Genomic DNA, 2,398 nt, shown 5'->3' with positions numbered 1-2,398 from the left:
CAGCCGCTTGATCTGTAAGGGCGAGACGGGCGCCGAACGGTTCTGCGCACGCGCGAGGAGCAGGGCGGCGGTCGCGGCAACGAAAGGTGCGGCAAAGCTGGTCCCCGTCGCATTCTGGTAGCCGTCGACCGTCGCGGTGCGGATGCGCTCGCCGGGCGCGCAGACCGAGACATGGTCGCCCGTCGTGCTGAAACTGCTGACGCGGCCGTCGGCGCCGACCGAACCGACCGAAATCACCTCGGGATAGGCCGCAGGCCAATAAGTGCGGCGATCGCCGCTGTTGCCCGACGCCGCGACGAGCGTGGCGCCGCGCGCGGTGGCATAGGCAACGGCCTCGCCGTGCGGCTTGGGCGCGCCGGGTTCGAGCGCCTCGTCGTCGGTGCCGAAGCTCATGTTCACGACATCGGCGCCGAGCTGGACGGCGAGGACGAGCCCCATGTCGAGGTCGCTGACCGCGCCGATGCCGACGGCGTTGGGGCGGCCGGGGAAGGTCGCGGCGCCGAGCGAGCGGATTGGCAAAACCTGGCAGGCGCCCGCGAGGCCTGGAGGCATATCGTGTCCCGCGGCGCCGATGATCCCCGCGCATCCCGAGCCATGGCCGACGAACGCGTCGTCGGGATTGGTATCGACGCGCTTGTTATCGCCGAGAAGCTTGACCCCGCCGGGCAGTTCGCCGCTGCCGAGCTGGACGGTGTCGAGCCCGCGGCGCAGGCGCCGTGCGGCGAATTCGGGGTGGCGATGCGCGACGCCGCTGTCGACGACCCCGACGACGATCGCGCTGTCGCCGGGTTCGTGCGCCATCGCGGCGCGCGCGTTGATCTGGTCGCGCGCCGACCAGCCGTCGGGATCGCCCGGGAGGGGTGATGCCCGGTCAGGACCGTCGAGGCCGACGGCGCAGAGATAGTCGGGCAGCGCGGACTCGACGATGTCGAGCTGCATCAGCGAGATCGCCATCGATCCCACATGTGTACCCGGATCGACTTCGAACCGCAGGACGCGCGAGATGCCGCTGATTTCCTCGAGGTCCGAATAGCCGCGATGCATGTCGCCGACGTTGCGCAGCGCAGCGGCGGCGCTGTGCAATCGCGAGACCCGGATCCCGCCGCCAAAGCTTTTGACGACGCGGTCGAGTGCGCCATGTTCGGTCGTCTCGGCGGCGCGGACGAGCTTGCGCCGCACGTCCATCGCAGCGGGAATGCGGTCGGCGGTCTCACCGAGTTTCAGCCGGACGAGAATCGCGTTGGGCTTTGCAAAGGTGCCCGAGCGGTGGAGCCAGGGCTGGAGGGTGCGGCCGGCGGCGCTCATTGCAGGCCTCCACCATTAAGCGGAGGTGGTGGCACGGCGCGGGCGCTTTCGTCGAACCAGAGCTGGGTCGAGGCCAGATGATCGTGCGCGAGGCTCATCTGACCGGCGAACTGCTCGCCATCGGCATCGAGCAGCAGTTCGCTATCGCTCGCGCGCAGGACATTTACCGGGCGGCCACCGATCGCAACCGCGGGCGGGTTGCCGTCTTTCAGCATGTTGCGTCCGCGGACGCGAAGCCTTGCGCGCAGGTCGCTGTTCTCGCCGCCTGCCGCCGGCTCGGCGCGCACATCGTCGACCATCGGACGCGCGGCATGTGACAGCACATTTTCGAGCTTGCCGATCGGCAGGTTGGTGATCCGCCCGATCGAGCGGCCGAGCCCGCGCTTCTGCATCTCGTCGAGCTGGGCGACGGTGCGCACGCCGATCCACTCGAGCCGGCGGCGCTCGTCCGCGTCGAGCGAGTCGCCCAGATCCTCGAGTTGCGTATCGGTCGCGTCCTCCGCCGCGAGCTGGACCGCAGTCTCGTCGATCATCGGCTTGGTGATCGCGGTGAACTGCAAGTGGAGGACGCTCGCGTCATTCTCGTTCGGTCCGGCGGGGCGGATGCGCACTTCGCTGCGATCCATCTCGACATGCGCCTTCAGGTCCATCGTGATGTCGCGGATCGCGAAGGTCAGCGGCAATTTGTCGTTTTGCGCCTTCAGCGTCATGCGCGCCTGCGCCGTGTCGAGCTGCGCCTGCACGGCCTGGATGAAATCCTCGAGCGGGACCGAGCGCGGGGCGGTAGTGATCGTCATGGCGTCGTCCCCGCAGCGAGGGTGAACGACAGCCGGTGGACAGGGCGGTCGAAATCGGTGCGCATCCGCGTTGCCGGAAGGTCCGAGAGTAGCGTGAGCGCACCATCGCGAAACTCAACGACCGATTCGACGGGCAACCGGCATTCGAGTGACACTGGGCGCAATTCGTCCGTCGTGCCGCCCGGCTGCGCGAGCGCGCCGATCCCCTCGGCGAATTCGACGAGCAGGTCGGCGAGCGGACGGCGGCCGGGATAGAGGGTCATGCTGGTGCCCCCTGGACCGGCGGCGGTGCGGCC

The 2,398-nt window shown here is 69.0% G+C and carries 3 protein-coding genes; all 3 read right to left on the bottom strand.

Annotated features, from left to right (window positions below; translation table 11 throughout):
* Nucleotides 1-1,305, bottom strand: a 1,305-nt coding sequence (locus tag VGD20_RS06635) for a S8 family peptidase (protein WP_331133697.1), incomplete at its 3' end; no start/stop codon positions are given.
* Complete coding sequence (locus VGD20_RS06630) at nucleotides 1,302-2,102, bottom strand: hypothetical protein (protein WP_331133696.1); 801 nt, start codon at nucleotides 2,100-2,102, stop codon at nucleotides 1,302-1,304. The genes VGD20_RS06630 and VGD20_RS06635, both read right to left, overlap by 4 nt.
* The coding region (locus VGD20_RS06625; RefSeq protein WP_331133695.1) for a hypothetical protein at nucleotides 2,099-2,398 on the bottom strand (300 nt) is incomplete at its 5' end. The genes VGD20_RS06625 and VGD20_RS06630, both read right to left, overlap by 4 nt.

This window comes from Sphingopyxis sp., from assembly GCF_036402335.1.
GTDB lineage: Bacteria > Pseudomonadota > Alphaproteobacteria > Sphingomonadales > Sphingomonadaceae > Sphingopyxis.
Note: the sequence above shows the minus strand (reverse complement) of the source record. Positions and strands in the feature narration are given on the sequence as shown.

Coding starts and splice junctions, on each gene's coding strand:
- VGD20_RS06630 (WP_331133696.1), bottom strand. CDS start 2,102: ATGACGATCACTACCGCCCCGCGCTCGGTCCCGCTCGAGGATTTCATC.